At 45.4% G+C, this 17,098-nt stretch carries 11 protein-coding genes; 3 read left to right on the top strand and 8 right to left on the bottom strand.

What is annotated here, in order from left to right:
* Positions 1 to 229: 229 nt before the first annotated feature.
* From ABD772_RS08165 to ABD772_RS08150, 4 genes are all read right to left on the bottom strand, one after another.
* The gene (locus ABD772_RS08165; protein WP_345102720.1) at positions 230 to 808 is read right to left on the bottom strand and encodes a DUF4142 domain-containing protein; all 579 of its coding nucleotides are present in this window, start codon (positions 806 to 808) and stop codon (positions 230 to 232) included.
* A gap of 59 nt (positions 809 to 867) precedes the next feature.
* The gene (locus ABD772_RS08160; protein WP_345102718.1) at positions 868 to 1,827 is read right to left on the bottom strand and encodes a D-2-hydroxyacid dehydrogenase; all 960 of its coding nucleotides are present in this window, start codon (positions 1,825 to 1,827) and stop codon (positions 868 to 870) included.
* Entirely contained in the window at positions 1,824 to 3,584 is a 1,761-nt protein-coding gene (locus ABD772_RS08155) for an L-lactate permease (RefSeq protein ID WP_345102716.1), read from the bottom strand. Before ABD772_RS08155 ends, ABD772_RS08160 begins: the two co-directional genes overlap by 4 nt.
* A 278-nt stretch (positions 3,585 to 3,862) precedes the next feature.
* Complete coding sequence (locus tag ABD772_RS08150) at positions 3,863 to 6,181, bottom strand: DUF7133 domain-containing protein (protein WP_345102714.1); 2,319 nt, start codon at positions 6,179 to 6,181, stop codon at positions 3,863 to 3,865.
* A gap of 236 nt (positions 6,182 to 6,417) precedes the next feature.
* On the opposite strand from ABD772_RS08150, the gene ABD772_RS08145 reads away from it, so the two are divergent.
* Both ABD772_RS08145 and ABD772_RS08140 read left to right on the top strand, forming a co-directional pair.
* Positions 6,418 to 8,706: a GH92 family glycosyl hydrolase gene (locus tag ABD772_RS08145; protein ID WP_345102712.1), complete on the top strand. Its 2,289-nt coding sequence runs from the start codon at positions 6,418 to 6,420 to the stop codon at positions 8,704 to 8,706.
* A 114-nt stretch (positions 8,707 to 8,820) separates the two neighbouring features.
* Positions 8,821 to 10,056, top strand: coding sequence for a hypothetical protein (locus ABD772_RS08140; protein WP_345102710.1), 1,236 nt, complete (start codon positions 8,821 to 8,823; stop codon positions 10,054 to 10,056).
* On the opposite strand, the gene ABD772_RS08135 is transcribed toward ABD772_RS08140, so the two are convergent.
* Positions 10,053 to 11,183: a glycerate kinase gene (locus ABD772_RS08135; RefSeq protein ID WP_345102708.1), complete on the bottom strand. Its 1,131-nt coding sequence runs from the start codon at positions 11,181 to 11,183 to the stop codon at positions 10,053 to 10,055. The two genes, ABD772_RS08140 and ABD772_RS08135, sit on opposite strands and share 4 nt — an antisense overlap.
* A 120-nt stretch (positions 11,184 to 11,303) precedes the next feature.
* Here ABD772_RS08135 and ABD772_RS08130 point away from each other — a divergent pair, with 120 nt between their 5' ends.
* The gene (locus ABD772_RS08130) at positions 11,304 to 13,331 is read left to right on the top strand and encodes a tetratricopeptide repeat-containing sensor histidine kinase (protein ID WP_345102706.1); all 2,028 of its coding nucleotides are present in this window, start codon (positions 11,304 to 11,306) and stop codon (positions 13,329 to 13,331) included.
* A 2-nt stretch (positions 13,332 to 13,333) separates the two neighbouring features.
* Here ABD772_RS08130 and ABD772_RS08125 read toward each other — a convergent pair whose 3' ends face one another.
* The 3 genes from ABD772_RS08125 to ABD772_RS08115 form a co-directional block, all read right to left on the bottom strand.
* Complete coding sequence (locus ABD772_RS08125; RefSeq protein ID WP_345102704.1) at positions 13,334 to 13,954, bottom strand: hypothetical protein; 621 nt, start codon at positions 13,952 to 13,954, stop codon at positions 13,334 to 13,336.
* Between the two features lie 97 nt (positions 13,955 to 14,051).
* A complete protein-coding gene (locus tag ABD772_RS08120) occupies positions 14,052 to 14,684 on the bottom strand; it encodes a hypothetical protein (protein ID WP_345102702.1) in 633 nt (210 codons plus the stop codon).
* A 262-nt stretch (positions 14,685 to 14,946) separates the two neighbouring features.
* Positions 14,947 to 17,046 carry a CehA/McbA family metallohydrolase domain-containing protein gene (locus tag ABD772_RS08115; RefSeq protein WP_345102700.1) on the bottom strand — a complete coding sequence of 700 codons (2,100 nt, stop codon included), beginning with the start codon at positions 17,044 to 17,046 and terminating at the stop codon, positions 14,947 to 14,949.
* Between the last annotated feature and the right edge of the window lie 52 nt (positions 17,047 to 17,098).

The following is a 17,098-nucleotide window of genomic DNA, read 5'->3' as shown; positions in this document are numbered from 1 at the left end:
GGTTTAGTCCGATTGTAATAAGTCCTCAAAAGTATAAAATCCTATGTACTAAGTAGAATAAATTTTAAAATAATTTATTTTTAATTTTTCCAAATGTTATTCTGCAAAAATTTTTATACCCAAATTAAATAGCTTTCGCCCGGCTTTCGGTTCATTTTCGTCAAAATAAAAAAGCGTACTTTTTGGCCGAAGCCGCACTGTACGCTTTTCGTAAAAATGATATTTTTTCTTATTTCATGCTGCCTTGAATCTTATTGATATGGTCCAGGTGGCCTTTGATAACCGGTAAAGTTTTATCAACAAATGCTTTTAATTCCCGGTCTTTCAGGTTTTTTGAAGCGCTTTCAAACATATCAACAGTAGATTTATGATCAGAAACCATTTTGTCTACATAAGCTTTGTCAAAATCAGCACCTGATTTTTTTGACAGGTCTTCCACCGCTTTCTTAGAGTCGGCGTTTACCGAATCTGGCAGGGTAATGTTTTTTGTTGCGGCTATGCCTTTTAACTCTTCATTGGCTTTGCCATGATCCATAACCATCATATTGGCAAATGCTTTCACTTCAGCATTTGTTGCTTTAGTGGCAGCCAGTTTACTCAATTCAACCTCAGTCATGCCGCCATTGGCGGCGTCAACCGCAAATTTAGCATCGTCGGCAACTACGGCAATACCTGCCGCGCCGGTGGTAGTTGAATCTTTTACTGCGTTTGCACTATCGGCAGCCTTAGTGCTGTCTGTCGAACTGTGGCAGGCCTGGAACATCAATCCGGCAGCTGCGATCATTGCTACGTAACTTAGCTTTTTCATAGGTTTATTTTTTTTCTTTTATTAGTAAACCTATTGGAAATAAATATGTTTCAGGAATTTTAATTATTTACCACATTAACCGGCCGGCCAGTTGCAAAGGCTTTTAGATTATCAACCACGGTATTCATCAGCCTTGTGCGCGCCTCCTGAGCAGCCCAGGCAATGTGCGGCGTAATAATGCAGTTCCTGGCCTTAAAGATCGGGTTGTTTGCCGGCGGCGGTTCTTTAGACAGCACATCAACGGCGGCTCCGGCAATAACATTATTATTCAGGGCATCCGCCAGGTCTGTATCATTAATGATGGGCCCGCGCGAAGTATTGACCAGGAAAGCCGATGCTTTCATTTTGCGTAAATTTCCGGCATTGATCAGCCCTTGTGTTTCGGGGGTAAGCGGGCAATGGATACTTACAAAGTCAGCTTGCTTCAACAACTCATCAAGCTCAACCCACTTAAAATTTTTGCGGTGCGATTGATCTGTCTGGCGGCGGCTGTGGGCAATAACCTGCATATCAAAAGCCGCGGCTATATCGGCCACTTTTTGACCAATGGTGCCAAAACCAATTATACCTAAAGTTTTGCCGGTAAGTTCGATGAGGGGATAATCCCAAAAACAAAAATCAACAGCTCTGGACCATTTCCCCTCAAAAACAGCATCGCTATGCTTTTGCACGTGCAGGCACAGCTCCAGCAACAGGGCAAAAACAAATTGAGCTACAGCAGCGGTGCCATAACCCGGCACATTGCTAACCAGCACGCCTTTTTGTTTGCAAACCGCTATATCGATAATGTTATAACCTGTAGCCAATACCCCCACATATTTCAAATCGGGCAGCTGGTTGAGTATAGCTGCATCAAGCGGGGTTTTATTGGTGAGCACTACTTCGGCACCATAGCATCGCGAAACGATCTGATCGGAGGGAGTACGGTCATGTATAGTAACATCGCCTAACTCCTTCAGCGCGTCCCAGGATAAGTCGCCGGGATTAAGTGTGTAGCCGTCAAGAACCACTATTTTCATACTTTAGCTTTTAAGGTAGATTTTTTGCCGGTTAACTTGATTGTGGTAATAAATACCACCAAAATTGCTGATGTTAATATCAACCAAATATAGCCCGGCTGTCCGGTGTTTAAAGTTACGCCATTTATTTTATTTGCCGGTGGCGATGGGACAATCCAGCTAAAGCAATAAGCTTGCCCTAACACCAGCAGACAGATTAGCATCAGTAAAATAAAGCTATGCTTAACTGTAAACCTAAACAATGCCGACTCTTTACCTACCAGGTCGCCAGCTGCCGCCGCCACGGCTATAGACTGCGGCGATATCATCTTACCCACTACACCGCCCGAACAATTTGCCGCCACAGTTACCACCGGAGCCACGTTGATATTGGTTGCAGTTACATATTGAAGTTTGGCAAATAAAGCATTCGATGCCGTGTCCGACCCGGTAATGAAAACGCCGAGCCAACCCAAAATGGGTGCAAAGAATGGGAATAAAGGGCCTGTATTTGCCAATAGGATAGCTATAGTTGTGGTAATACCTGAATCGTTCATCATATAAGCAAAGCTCAGTACAGACATAATAGTAATAATCGGGAACCTGAGTTGTTTCATGGTTTCGCCAAAAACAGTCAGGCTTTGGCGATAGCTTAACCCCACAAGGGGCACTGCCACCAATCCTGCCAACAAAACGGCTGTACCGGCTGCCGACAAATAATTAAACTTGAAAACATGCGGAATAAGTGCGCCTTTCGAGTCGGCAATGGCATTTTTAAGCCCGGGGAAGGCAAATTGTACTTGCCCGTGGGCATTCAGAAAGTCTTTTACCGATGGCAGGCCCCAAGTCAGGATAATGATAGTCAGCAACAAAAAAGGCGACCATGCCGTGATGATCTGGTTGAGCGTATACTCGCCCTTTACAACGGTAAGCGGCGAGCGCTCATTAGCAAACCGCCAGATAGTGGCAGGCTTCCAGAACTTAAGAAATACAACCAGCGAAATAATAGAACCTATACCGGCAATGATATCAGGCAAGGCCGGTCCGACAAAATTAGATGTCAAAAATTGTAGTAAGGCGAACGATCCGCCCGAAACGAAAATAGCGGGCAATACTTCCATCGCCTTTTTAAATCCCGACATCAGCAGTACCAGATAAAGTGGCGTAATAAAAGATAGCAGGGGCAGCGTTCGGCCAATCATTTGCGATATCTGCATTTCGCTAAGCCCTGAAACTTGTGAAGCCACCGCGATGGGAATCCCTACAGAACCAAAAGCCACCGGTACAGTATTAGCTACCAGGCATAAACCGGTTGCGTACATTGCGTCGAACTCTAAACCTACCAGCATAGCCGCAGTAATAGCAACCGGGGCGCCGAAGCCCGCTGTGCCCTCTAAAAAAGCGCCGAACGAAAAAGCGATCAACATGGCTTGTAAGCGCCTGTCGGCGGTAATAGCCGCCATGGAATGTTTAATGATCTCAAATTTGCCGCTCTTTACGGTCAGGTTAAACAGGAATACCGCACTGATGACGATCCAGCATATGGGGAAAAAGCCGTAGATGGCCCCGTTAGCTATGGAAAGTACAGCCAGTTTAACCGGCATACCATAAACGGTAAGTGCTATGATAAAGGCCGCCCCACATGCCATTAAACTGGCCTTGTACCCTTTAGTTTTTTTAATAATAAGCGCCCAAAATATTACCAGCACCGGCACCAATGCTACCAATGCCGATAGTGCAAGATGATGTAAGGGATTGACGGGTTGTATCCAGGTCATGGTAATTGGTTGACATAAATTTAGCAGATTATTTGGAATAACCACTAAATGAAGCGGTACCTTGTTTCACAGGCACCCCAAACACCAATTATGCTCTGCTGAATATCAACGCGTTAACAAATTTTAAAGCGAAAGTTTACTGACTTATATGTTGTTTCAGTTTGTTTCAGGGGCTTTATATAACCCGCTTATCTGCAATGAATTATAAAAAATATCGTTTCATTTGTTTCACCTGTTTCATATTTAAGTGAAACAGAACGCGTGCTAATCCAGTCCGCTTAGTTAGTCCTGATATTTGGATTCTGCTTTTGTGGCGTCTGCAGTTCCTCCATCGTAAATACCTTTTCGCGCGAAGCCAGTTTGGCGCGCAGCGTCTTTACATCGGATGCATTGATCTTGCTGCCCTTATTTTGCCATGAACGACGTACAAAGTTCATCACTTGTGCCAGATCGTCGTCACTGAAATCCTTATTATCTGCAAAACCCGGCATTTCGCCGCCGATCTCAGGCGCTTTATAAACATGTCCGTTAATCTTCACCGGGCCTGTCAGTCCTTTTAGCAAAATAGATATCATCAGGCTCTTATCACCATTAACAATCTCTGATTTATTTAGCGGCGGCGCCAATGCAGTAACGCCATTGCCGTCCTCGCCGTGGCAGGTTTTACAAACCGTACCAAAAATGGCCACCCCTCTGGGAAAGTATTTAGCCATGAGCGCCGGGTCGCTGTTCAGTTTAGCGTCCTCAATAGCGGCAACCACCCGGCCTATGCGTTTATTAATGGTAAGTGCAGTATCGGGCACAGCAGCCAGCATTTCTTTTTGGAATGCCTCTTCGCGGCCCTGGACGTTAGATACAATGGCATCCGCCACATAAATATTCTTAGGGTATTTTGTGGCCAGGCTAAACAGTAGCCCGTCGGCCGCTTTGCGGTCATACTTTTGAATGGCGCCGGTTACAAAGCCTATGTAAGGTGCAGCAGTTATGGCTGTTGTGTCGTTATCGGCAACCATCCTGGCCAACACCGCCGTAAAGCGGCTATAGTTATCCTGATCAATGATATTGGGCGATACCGTTAAAGCCTGCATACGGATCTTCCAATCGGGCGATTGCAGCAACGCCAACACCTCATCAGCTTTTAATTCGCCAAAACCTTCCAGGGTCCATAAGGCGTGCGTTACTAACAGTGGATTATCAGATTTAACCGCCTCGCGCAAAGCCGGCAGGGCTTGTTGAGGTTTTGTATCAACTAATATCTGCTGAGCTTTATCCCGCACATAGCCATTCGGGTTACCCAATAACGCCACTAGTTTAACAGCGTCATCCGGGAAGGTAACGTTTACCAGCTTTCTACCTGCCGGATATATTTTATATAGCCTGCCGCATGACAACGGCTTGATCAGGTTACGCTTGGCTATCTGGCCGGCCAGGTAGGGCGTTAAATAAGTTTTATGCTGGATAATGCCACGATACATGTCTACAACGTATAAAGCACCGTCAGGCCCGTCATACAAACCCACCGGGCGGAAACGCTCGTCCACACTCGCTAAAAACTCGCGGCCATGGTAGGCCTCACGGCCTTTTACTACGTTACCTCTCTCATTTAATATATCGCGTTTGATCAGGTTGGCTGAAGGCTCGGCAACAAAAGCGTTAAACGTATAAGCAGGGCCAAACAACCCACCTCGATAGATCATCGGGCTGCAAGCTGCAGTAAAGTTTACCAAACGCAGGCTGTCGTCCAGAATACCTTTCATGTAACCGCGGTTTACACCCGGCGTCGGGCGTATGGGGAAAGTGCGGTTGTCCGCTACCGTGCGTTCATTAAAACCGGCAAGCCCTCGCTGATTCTTATTGGTCAGCCCCAGGCTTGGCGGGAAGTAGTCGCCTTGAAGGTTGGTCGAGTTGTCATTGGCATACATACGGCCCTGGTCATCCTGCGCGATACCCCATTGCCCTTTTTCATGAGCTGATTGGATCAGCCATTTATCGCCTTGTTTGCGATAGCGCTTAGGCGAGTTGGCATTGTAGATCCAGTTATCCAAAGCACGGTATAAGCCGTTAGGCTGGTGCTCAACGTTGCCGCCGTCGGTATATTTAGCATCAACCAAAGTTCGTTTTACTATTTTGTCATTTTTTAGCTCATAATAATACAGGCGAGGTGGTTCGGCAACTAAGATGCCGTTCCCGATCAGGCAAAAGGCCCGGGGCATTATCAGCGAATCGATCACCACTTTGCGCGTATCCATTATGCCGTCTTTGTTCTTATCGCTTAACACAACCACTTTACCCAGCGGCTCGTTTTCTCCACGGCCGGAAGTATCGGGCATGTAATCCTGCATCTCAATAGCCCAGATCCGGTTATACCTGTCAAAAGTTATCGCCACCGGTGTACTTATAAGCGGTTCAGAAGCAATCAGTTTAATGGCCATGCCCGGCTCCAGTTTCATTTTGCTGATAGACTCGGCAGCAGGGATTACCGGCGATGAATTGATATCGGCCTTGGGTGGGTTAGTGGCCAGCATTTTATGTGCAGTGCATTGATAAAGGATGCCTACTGCAGCCAGCAGTAATGTTATGTAAGCGTATTTTTTCATTCAGGGTAATTGGCAAAGTGTACAGCAAAATTGGTATACACTTTAAGTTAAGATCAAAATAAAACTTATTTTTTTATAAAAACATCGCTATTTAAACACTAAAACCCATTTTTAACTGAGAAATCGATTACGTAATAATTATTTTACTTTGGGGATGAAGAATCTGCAGCGCGGTGCTTGTTTTATTTTTCCGACATTTAGCTGCGGATACCATCCATAAAGAACCAATTATACTGATGAAAAGATTGATACTTTGCGCGCTGGCCCTGGCCGCGGCATCGCAATTATCGGCACAAAGCAAAACGCCTGCCGATTATGTCGACCCATTTATAGGCGCGAGCACCAGTGCAGCCGATGCCGGAATTTATCACGGGCTTGGAAAAACTTTTCCGGGAGCAGCAACACCTTTCGGGTTGGTACAGATAAGCCCAAACACTATAACCGGCGGCGATAATGGCCCTGGCTACAGCTATGAAATGAAATATATCGAGGGCTTTGCCTTTACGCAAATGAGCGGTATAGGCTGGTATGGCGATCTGGGCAATTTCCTGGTTACACCAACTACCGGCCCAATGCATGTAGTGGCAGGCAGGCATCCTGAGTTACCTGGCTATCGCTCTCGTTACAGTAAAAAAGATGAAGTAGCGCAAGCCGGCTATTACGCTACCACGCTCACCGATTACAATATACACGCCGAAATGACTGCGGCTCCGCATAGCGGCATCATGCGGTTCACGTTCCCCAAAAATAAAGAGTCGCGCATTCAGGTCGACCTGGCGCGTCGCGTTGGCGGCACCTCTACCGAGCAATACATTAAAGTGATTGACGACCACACTATTACCGGCTGGATGAAATGCCCGCCTGAAGGCGGTGGTTGGGGCAATGGTGATGGTAAGGCTAATTACACCGTTTATTTTTACGCGCAGTTTAGCAAACCATTTAAAAACTATGGAGCCTGGATGGCTGATATCCCGGCAGGCATATCGCGCAAAAGCGAAAGTGTAACAAGTTTGAAATATGATTCACTGATAGCCAAGGCTAATATTGTTTCTAAATTCAAAGAGCTGCAAGGCAAACATCTTGGATTTTTTACTGAGTTTGAAGCCAAAGATAAAGAAGTGGTACTATTAAAGACGGGCATCTCTTTTTCAAGCATGGAGGGTGCACGCCTTAATTTAACCTCTGAAATACCCGGCTGGAATTTTCAGCAGGTACGCGCTAATGCTAAAACGCTTTGGAACAAAAGCCTGTCAGCGATTAGTGTAAACGGTGGTACAGAAGATCAGAAAACGGTATTTTACACGGCATTGTACCACACCATGATCGATCCGCGCGCCACTGCCGATGTTGATGGCACTTATATGGGCGGCGACATGAAAACACATCATACCGACAAGTTTGTGAAACGTTCGGTATTTAGCGGCTGGGACGTTTTCAGAAGCCAGTTTCCGCTGCAAACTATTATTAACCCCACTATCGTAAGCGATATGATCAACTCGTTGGTTGAACTGGCCGATCAAAGCGGTAACGGATACCTGGAGCGCTGGGAATTTTTAAACGCTTACTCGGGCTGCATGGTGGGTAACCCGGCTATCCCCGTTATTGCAGATGCTTACAGCAAAGGGATTCGCAATTTTGACGGGCAGAAGGCCTATAAATATGCGCGCAATACGGTTGAGAAATTTGGCAATACACCTGAGCGTAAAGCGATGGATATCTCAACCACGCTGGAATATGGCTTTGACGAATGGTGCCAATCACAACTAGCCACCTGGTTAGGGCATCCGGAGGATGTGCAGCTATATGCCGAACGCGCTCAGACCTACAAAAAGATATTTGACCCCGAAAAAGGCTGGTTCCGTCCCAGGAAAGCCAACGGTGACTGGGAGCCTTGGCCAAACAATGGCCGGTTGCACCAGGGATATGGTACAGTGGAGAGCAACCCTTATCAGCAGGGCTGGTTTGTTCCGCATGACATTGACGGCCTGGCAGCATTAATGGGCGGCCGCGAAAAAATGATTGCCGATTTGAATTCATTCTTTGAAAACACACCGGATAATTACAATTGGAACGACTACTATAACCAAGCTAATGAACCCGTTCACCTGGTGCCGTTTATGTTCAACCGATTAGGCACTCCGTGGCTTACCCAGAAATGGGTGCGTAAAATTTGTGCCAATGCCTATAAGACCGGTGTTGAGGGGCTGGTAGGTAATGAGGACGTTGGCCAGATGTCGGCCTGGTATGTGCTGGCAGCAAGCGGGTTGCACCAGGCCACTCCTGGCAATCCACGGTATGAATTATTTAGCCCGACATTTAACCGGGTGGCTATTCGTGCGGGTGCTACAGGTAAAATATTTACCATCGTCGCCAAAAATAATTCGCCGGCTAACGTTTATATTCAGTCGGCCACTTTAAACGGCGAGCCTTATAACAAATGCTATATTGAGCATAAGCAAATATTAAACGGCGGGACGCTGGAATTTGTAATGGGCCCGCAGCCTAATAAAAAGTGGGGGATATAAGCAGCCCCTCCTTTAACAGATTGCCATTGCGACCAACGAGAGGAATCTACACATGGTTATTAGCGTGTGCATGGCGTTCTCACTCCGTTCGAAATGAACATAAACTAGTATATCATGAAACCATTCCGCAACCTATTAATCATTCTTAGCTTACTGAGCACAACCGCTATTGCCAATCAGCCCGCAAAAAAGCTGGACTACAAATTCAAAGGCAAAATATCTCGGGAGGTATTGGAAAACTACCTCGATCGGGCTATTACGATGCAAAGCCTGCTGATAGGTCAGGGCGATTTTGATGATAATCTGCGCATGATTAAAAATATCGGTGCTAAATTCATCGGGCGGGCGGTGTGCCAATGGGGCCAGGAGGGTGATATCCCTCAAAATCTGATCAGGGAAAAAGAGCTTGCCGAAAAAATACATGCCTTTGATCCGGATATTATTTTGCAAGCTTGCATCTTTGAGATTGTAACGCCGCAGGTTAACCAACTGCCGGTGCCCGACTGGGTTTTCAAAGCTTTGAACCTACCTGTCGAACATCGTAATTTTAGTTACGATGCGATGTTATATCCCGACGGTAAATTTAAAGGCCAGTGGGGACGCGGCTCGGTACCCGATGTGAGCCAAAATGAAACGAAGCTGTTCTTTTATTTCCTGGGCGCATCTTACATAGATGCAGGTATTGAAGGTTTGCATTTTGGCCAGGTTGAGCTAATGAACAAGAACGACAAGAATCTGGATCATTATGCACAGATCCTGGGGTTAATCCGCGAATATGCACACAAACACGCCCGCCGCAAAATGGTGATCTGCGATTCGCACGTGCCGAGTGGTGGCTTCGTCAAGGACGGGCATTTGTTGATGGATGTACACGCTTTCCCGTTACGTATAGAAGAAATTCCTGACAAGCCTGAAGAAGCCAAACTGGAAGTTGGACACACCGACGCTTTATTTTTGCGCAGCAAAGGCGGCATTACCCCAAGCGGCTGGAGTTGCGCGCATTTGCCTTACCTGGTTGAGTTTGACAACTATGGTGTAAGCAAACAACCAAGTCAGGCTCATGCCGCTGGCCTGAGTATTTGGGTTTGGGGGTATGACGAGATCAGTTGGTTTGCGCACCAGCCAGCAGCTTATCGGCAAAACTGGTTGCACTATGCCTTTGATTGGGTAAAAAAGACCGACCCGAACGGGCACGTCGAAATGCCGGGCGGTCGTCAAACCACCTCGCCTCTGGACAAAAAGCGTTGGTACTACGCTAATAATCCAAGCACAGCAGTGCCTGACGGCCATGGCGATGAGGATACGATACGCGACATCTGGGCCGCAAACGACAAGCGAGAACTCCATTAGGCATTCGCTAACCAATCGCCTATTTCTTTGGCCGTCGAAACGAGGTTTTGGCGGGTATTTTTTAGCGCAGTTTCCAAATCGACCTGTGTTTTATTTATAGATATTAGTTTATTAAACCACCGATTTAATTGCCCGCCGGGTTCTGCCAGCACCTTACCCGCCAGCCCGATCACTTTAATGTTTTTTTGGTTGGCCATCATGGCTACTGCGACCGGAGCTTTACCATGCAGTGTCTGTTCATCAATACTGCCTTCGCCGGTTATCACTACGTCTATGTCCTGAAGCGCTTCATTAAAACCCGTCAGCTTTAAAAAATTATCGGCACCGGCTACCAGTCGGGCATTCAGAAAAGCATACATACCGACAGCGGCACCACCGGCTGTTCCGCTATGTTTAATAGCAGCCATATCTTTGCCGGTTTGTTTTAGAGCGATGGCTGCAAGGTTGTTCAAAAACATATTCAATTTCACAACATCATCAGGCGAAGCGCCCTTTTGCGGCCCAAACATGGTAGCGGCACCTTGGGGCCCGAGTAGTTGATTGTCTACATCGCACAAAATCGCGATCTCAACGTTAAGTATACGCTGATCTAAGTTGCTGGTATCGACATAATGCAGATCACCTAATGCAGCAGGAGCTGGTGCTAACTCATCGCCTTGCCGATTAAAAAATTTTATCCCTAATGCGCTCAATATGCCAACACCCCCGTCAACAGTAGCTGAACCGCCCATAGCGATGATTACCCTGTTGATGTTTTTATTCAGCGCGGCTTTGATCAGTTCGCCCGTGCCATAAGAACTTGCCTGCATTGGATTCAACTCCGCCGTATTAAGCAAGTGCAAACCTGAAGCGTCAGCCATTTCAATTATGGCCGTATGGCCATTATCTGCCAAACCAAATTGAGCGGTAACTGGACGGCCCAAAGCATCATGTGTTCTGGTGCTTATCCGTTCGCCCTTAAAATGTTCAATTAACAGTCTCCCGGTTCCGTCGCCGCCATCGGCAACGGGGAAGATATGGCAACAGCAACTCAAGCTGCTTTGGTTAAGCCCTTCGGCTATAGCTTCAGCTACGCTTTTAGCATCGAGGCTATTCTTAAACGCATTGGGCGCTATCAGGATATTCATATTGCCAAGTTAAGGTGTTTATTGATAAATGCTATTGCTGTACAAACTGATTTATAGGTTACTATACAAAGTTTTATATCTTTGAGATTGCAACAGCTTAAAACCCATCTAAAAATTGTCATGTCTGTAAGTGCGGCGCGTGGTTTCCTTTCTGTCTTTCTTTCCATCTGCATTTCGGGTTTCTTTTTAGCTTGCAATTCAAAAGATGATCGGGCTGATAATTTCATTAGGCAATATGTAAAAATTGCTGATAGCCTTTACATAGCCGGCAAAGCCGATAGCGCCATGCATATGCTGATGAAACAACGTTTGCGCTTTAAGAGTAATAGTCCGCAGATAGTAGCTTATTACAATTATATGTCGAACTGGTACCACTTAAACGGGTCATTGGCCTCGCTTTATGCCGATAGCGCCCTTGCGGTTTTTGCCAAGACAGACAATATCGCCCGGTATCCGGACGATTATTACAAAACTCTGCTGGTTAAAGCAGACGCCTTTATTGCCCAAAAACAATATGCCAACGCTCTGGAGTATTATGATAAAGCCCGTAAACGCACTAACCGTGGCTGTGACGGCGGCAATCTGACTTCAAAAATCGCCAATATATATTTCAATCAACAAAACTATGTTATAGCGGCCCGTTATTGGGTGCAGAGTTACCACGAGCTGGTCGGTTGTCATAAAAACATGTCGGCGCAGAGGGTCTTTTTCTTAACGCAAGCAGCTTTGGATAATACCGGCGTTACTTATCAAAGAGCCGGTATGTATGATAGCGCGGCTTACTATTATAAAAAGAATCTTGCTTTTATTGATAAGACAGACGCCGAAGGCCGGATAGCTAAAGAAACTACCTGCGCCCCGCGCTTTATTGTCTATGATAATCTGGGTGGTTTAGCGCTTACACAAGGTAAATTAGCTGAGGCTGAAAAATATCTTTCGGCTTGTATTGCGATACGTATTAAGGACGTAGATGGGATACGTATCCCGCCATATATAAAGCAGGCTGAGTTATATTTAAAATTGGGCCGGTATAATAAGGCTGCCATTGCCTTTATTAACAGCAAACGGTTGCTTGACCTGTTTGGTAAGGATAATCCGGTGCCTCAAATTGAGTGGAACAGACTATATGCCGAATACCTTTTTGCCCGTCACAAGGCAACCGAAGCCTATCAGTATCAGGCTAAATACATTCGGTTGAAAGATTCATTGGATAAAACCAACTCAAACCTGCGCGCGGTTGACATTGAACGCGAATTGAACGCTATTCACCGCGAAAATTTATTGTCAGAACTGGAGCACAATGAACGCCTGCAAAAGTTATACATCATTGCTGTTACTGTGGTTTCAATATTGCTGATAGTGATCAGTTTTTCGGTGGTGCGTGTACTTAAAGAGAGCCGTAAAAATCATAAAAATACCAGATTGCATAACGAGCAGCTACAGCAGACACTGGAAGAACTTGAGCGTGCTAATCAAAATATAATACGCATTATGCGGGTAATGGCGCATGATCTGCGTAACCCGCTTTCAGGTATGATTGGTTTGGCTAACGCGATATATGAAGAGGAAACATCCGAGGAAAACCGTCATATGTTGAAGCTGCTTGAGTCAACAGGAACCCATTCGCTCGCAATGATCAATGAGTTGTTAAGCTCGGGTTTGGCCAGTGACGAAGTGCAGCTGGTAAAAGAAGAAATGGATATTAAAGAGATGCTGCATAACTCGGTTGAATTATTGCAATATAAAGCCAGCGAGAAAAAACAACAGATCTCTTTTGAGTGCGATGATGCGCCAATAATTGCCGCCATTAACCGCGAAAAAATATGGCGGGTATTTAATAACCTGATTGTTAATGCGATAAAATTCAGCTATGTAGGCGGATTGATCTTTGTGAGTATTAAAACTTTAACCGACAAGCGTAAAGTACTCATCTCTATAGCCGATAATGGCATGGGCATACCTGACGGTGATAAAGATAAGATCTTTGAAATGTTCACCACGGCTAAACGCCTGGGCACCGAGGGCGAGCAGCCTTTTGGCCTAGGACTGGCCATCTCCAAACGAATCATCGAGAGTCATAACGGCCGTCTGTGGTTTGAAAGCTCGGCCGGTTACGGAACCACATTTTATATTGAGCTGCCGATGTAAGCTTATTGCTTATATTTTAAATTATAATAGATATTATAAGGCCCTATTTCGTTAAACGCGGTTGTCAGATCTTTTAGGGAATTGGCAAGATAAAAAACAAAGGCATTGGCCCCATTATTTTTATGCATGGCTACCATGTTACAAAACTTATAACTGGTTCCAAAAGAGTTGTTTTGTAGGTTGATCATCCAAAATGTAACCTTATCGGCCCCGAACTCTTTTTTGGCCTGCACAGGGTCAAATCCGCCTATTTGCATCTTTGGGTCTTTTATGCCGCCAGCTACTTTAGTAGCCACACCCATACTAAAAGTATCGAAAGGGTCATTAACCGGCCCCGCCGGCTTACCATTTAATGGAGCTTGATTATGTTGCGGCGGCAGGCCTTTCGGCAAAATAGCATAACGGATCTCAATGCCCCGGCCTGGATACTTAACCGCATACTGGTAGGTTAACTGTTTATTCTTGACAATCGGTGCTTTTACCGCGCCGGCCGGCATCTTGAAAGTCATGCGGGCCTGGCTGAGCAATCTCGTAAAGTTAGCCTCGACATTATTGGTTTTTGATTGTGCCCCGGCTGTTATTGAAACAAATAGCAACGCAATAAAAGCATGAAGTATTTTCATGATCAGATTTTAATTAGTTGCTAAACATAACAAGGATTTTTATATGACGCAAATTCTTATTGCTTCACCTTGCAAATATGCGCTATTCATCCAGGCGTTAATCCTTAAATTTCAACGCATAATAGATATTCTGTGCGCCTATTGCCTGGTAGGTATCAAACAGTTCCTTCATGGAGTTGCACAGGTAGAAAATATAGACATTGGCCACATTATCTTTTTGCAGAGAAACCAGGCTACAAAATTTGTATTCGGTACCAAAAGAGTTGTTCTTTACCGGAATCAATAAAAAAGCTCCATAATCTGCTCCAAACTCTTTTTTTACGTCCGCGGCCGGAAATCTGCGTCCTTTAATAGTGGTGTCCTGAACGCCGCCGCCGGCATTTATTGCCGTTACATAAGTGAAAGCGTCGAATCCTTTATTCGGATCGGCCATTGCGCTGCCCGGTGCGTGATTTTTCTGAAACTCCTGGTATTCTGCCACGCGGCCGGCCATCGGCACTATGGTATATCTGATTTCCATATTCCGATCGGGATATTTAACCGCGTAATCATAATGGATCTGGCGGTTTTTAACAATAGGTGTTTTAACCGAACCTTCCGGCATTTTGAAAACCATGCCGGTCTCATCAAGTAGCTTGTTAAACTTAATTTCTACGCTGTCTGTTGTTGATTGTGCGTTTACAGCTACCGCCGTAAACAGTAATATCATAAAAATGGGTAGTCTTTTCATAATAAGGTGCTGTTGGTTATACTAAATATAGTAAGGATTTTTCTGTAGGATGCAAAAGTTCTTACTATTCCATAATGGTATAGCGGCTTTGTGCAGTGAGTGATCCAAACGGAAATGTGTATCAGTTTGGATCATTTGGATCGCCAAAAAAATGCAAACAGCTGAATTACAGGACATTTATAAAATTTACTTTTTTATTTGGATCACTTTGGATCACCTTTACTGACTTATAAGTTATTTTTGGATCAATCACTTTAGATTATTAATTTACCCACACCGTTTGCGTAAATGCGCCGTTAACCGCAGCATCCCATACCTCCAGGCGCACCCAGGTTTTGTTTTTTAAATTGATAGGGATATGGAACGTTTGGGTACCAAATGCTGTTGTACTTTTCAGATTAATGCGTTGTCTGTAAACACCCCTGCCATCACCGCTGACTATCTCGGCGAAGTTGAGCGGAAAGGTCCATTTAACCGTAAAATCCATAGTTGATCTGGTAGCCGGCGTTACTTTGATCGTCGACCCGGCTTCGGCGCCATTAACTTTAAAATCGGGGATTAACACCTCGCCGGTCGTGGCGAAGAATCTGCCGCTTTTCAGCACATCCAATATGGGCTGCCATCCATTCTTAAAATCGGGCAGGGTATTCAATTTCAAATAATTAATGTTGACGTGAGCATACATTTCATTTTCCCGGGTGATACTAAAAATGTCCGACTCGGCCAGTACCTTTTTCTTAAGGCCCCAGTTGCTCATGTCATCCATCAAATCAAAAACACGTTTACCCATGCGTTCGGTCGACAGATCGGCCGGGATATTTTTCCAGGCCGCGCCGTTAAAGTGGTCTGATTTATAAAAGGCCTCATTTTTATAAGCATCCGGAAAACCGGTCGAGCCTTTGGTGCGGGCGTGAGCGGTCCAGGCCAGGCCGTTCTCGATTTCCAGCAGCTTCAACATTTCATCTTTATTGCTGATGTGATAAACCTTGCCATAGCGGCTATCATCGGCCACAAAAGGCACTCCTTCTTTACGCGACATTACCCAATACACAGGCTTAGGGAAAAAATCCAGCCAATGGCCGCCAAAAAATTCGTTGGGTTCTTCGCCGGGTAAAAGCATGAAGTTTTTGCCCGATTCCTTTTCGCACTCTTTAAACAGGGTGTTCAACTCTGTCAAACGACGCTCATCCGGTCCTTTAGGGTGGCCGGTGCCATGAAATTCGGCCAGATGAACAATGTTTACCCCCAGTTCTTTAAACACACGGACGTATTCGGGTTCGGCCTCTACAGGTTTGTTTTTAAGCAGTACCTGTGTAGTGTATTCGTTATGAAAATGGCTTGCCATGGTTTTATAACCGGGCAGAGGGATAAACTTATCGCCATGGGTGAATAACTTAATCTGCTCTAATAAAACCTTGCCTGCGCCCCCGCCGATCATACAGAAAAAGTTAAGTCGCTGTTTCGTTCCCGGCGGGGCATTGAACCAGGGCACATAGCGGTGATCGCCGTATAAGTCCTGTCGAATACCGATGCCATAGCCCGGCAGCATTTTTCGGTAGTTATTACCATACCAGGTAAACTTCAGGTTGAAGGCTTCGTCAAGCGGATAAAAATATTGATGAGGTGCCGGGAAAACAGCCAGGCTGCCCTTGCCCGTCTCGCCAATAATAGTACGATATTTCACTTCGACATTACGTGCCGTATCCGTCGCCTTTGAAGCCGTACCGGTAAATTCATTATTGGTTGCAGACCAGCTGATCTTGCTCCACTTTGGGTTTGGGCTGGTTAGTCCGGCATCATACAAAATAGCGGTCGAATCGACTTGTGTTGCCATCACTGCCGCTATATTAAACAGCGGGCTGCCGTTATAAAAAGTCAATTCTAAATGCCCGCTAAAGTTATGCGAGCTGATACCATCGATACTTACAACAGTGCGCGATCCGTCACTTTTTACCGAGGCATTGCCCTTATCAAAATTAACATTGTATGATTTAAAGGGCTTTTGCGGCACGCGATCAAAAAAAATGTTCCAACCGTTTTGCGATATCAAATCGCGCTTACCTATAGTCAGGATAAACTGCGGGTCGAGGTCGGCAGCAACTTCTTTATATTTTCCTGCCGATGTAATTTGTATGCTTTTGAACAATGGGCTGCCCTTAGTCAGATCAAGTACTACGCGCCCATGTTCTGAACCACCAACAGGCCAGGTGAGCTCAACATTGGATGCCTTTTGAGTAACAGTGACACCGTTTTTTTTATTTAATCCTTGCTGGTTGATGGTCTGCGCATAACTGAGCGTGTAAAAAAACATCAGCACAATAAAAGACAAGCCAATGGCTCGCAATTGTTTTAAAATAAGCATAAGTGTTGTGGTTTACCTTGGTAAATAAAAGTAGCCATTAATTTTTATTAAA

It is taken from the genome of Mucilaginibacter panaciglaebae, from assembly GCF_039539265.1.
GTDB classification, from domain to species: domain Bacteria; phylum Bacteroidota; class Bacteroidia; order Sphingobacteriales; family Sphingobacteriaceae; genus Mucilaginibacter; species Mucilaginibacter panaciglaebae.
The sequence above is the reverse complement of the archived record's forward strand: the minus strand, read 5'-3'. Positions and strand labels throughout refer to the sequence as shown.

Excerpts from the sequence above, each read along its gene's own strand:
- ABD772_RS08165 (WP_345102720.1), bottom strand. The coding sequence starts at position 808 with ATGAAAAAGCTAAGTTACGTAGCAATGATCGCAGCTGCCGGATTGATG.
- ABD772_RS08160 (WP_345102718.1), bottom strand. The coding sequence starts at position 1,827 with ATGAAAATAGTGGTTCTTGACGGCTACACACTTAATCCCGGCGACTTA.
- ABD772_RS08155 (WP_345102716.1), bottom strand. The coding sequence starts at position 3,584 with ATGACCTGGATACAACCCGTCAATCCCTTACATCATCTTGCACTATCG.
- ABD772_RS08150 (WP_345102714.1), bottom strand. The coding sequence starts at position 6,181 with ATGAAAAAATACGCTTACATAACATTACTGCTGGCTGCAGTAGGCATC.
- ABD772_RS08145 (WP_345102712.1), top strand. The coding sequence starts at position 6,418 with ATGAAAAGATTGATACTTTGCGCGCTGGCCCTGGCCGCGGCATCGCAA.
- ABD772_RS08140 (WP_345102710.1), top strand. The coding sequence starts at position 8,821 with ATGAAACCATTCCGCAACCTATTAATCATTCTTAGCTTACTGAGCACA.
- ABD772_RS08135 (WP_345102708.1), bottom strand. The coding sequence starts at position 11,183 with ATGAATATCCTGATAGCGCCCAATGCGTTTAAGAATAGCCTCGATGCT.
- ABD772_RS08130 (WP_345102706.1), top strand. The coding sequence starts at position 11,304 with ATGTCTGTAAGTGCGGCGCGTGGTTTCCTTTCTGTCTTTCTTTCCATC.
- ABD772_RS08125 (WP_345102704.1), bottom strand. The coding sequence starts at position 13,954 with ATGAAAATACTTCATGCTTTTATTGCGTTGCTATTTGTTTCAATAACA.
- ABD772_RS08120 (WP_345102702.1), bottom strand. The coding sequence starts at position 14,684 with ATGAAAAGACTACCCATTTTTATGATATTACTGTTTACGGCGGTAGCT.
- ABD772_RS08115 (WP_345102700.1), bottom strand. The coding sequence starts at position 17,046 with ATGCTTATTTTAAAACAATTGCGAGCCATTGGCTTGTCTTTTATTGTG.